This window comes from Acinetobacter calcoaceticus (genome assembly GCF_051947995.1).
Taxonomy (GTDB): Bacteria; Pseudomonadota; Gammaproteobacteria; order Pseudomonadales; family Moraxellaceae; genus Acinetobacter.
The window spans coordinates 1-233 of sequence record NZ_JBLVVH010000055.1 but is presented as its reverse complement, the minus strand read 5'-3'; the positions used below and the strand labels follow the sequence as shown (position 1 = coordinate 233).

Annotated in this window: 1 pseudogene; it reads left to right on the top strand. The window is 65.2% G+C overall.

The features are described from left to right. Positions 1-233, top strand: a pseudogene (locus ACNQO6_RS18525) (chemotaxis protein); the annotation flags it as partial.

Below are 233 nucleotides of genomic sequence, written 5' to 3'. Positions count from 1 at the left end.
AGGTGCTGGCCGGCGACGAGAACTCGGTGCAGGCCGCCGACAGCTTCGGCCGCGACGCCAGTCTGTTCGGCCGCGTACTGAAGGGCATGCAGGAAGGCAACGCGGCGATGAGCATCTCCAAGGTGACCAACGCCGAGGCGGTGGATCGCCTGAACGAGATCGCCGAACTCTTCGAGTTCGTCTCCGGTTCGGTGGACGAGATCCTCGAGACCTCGCCCGACCTGTTCCAGGTC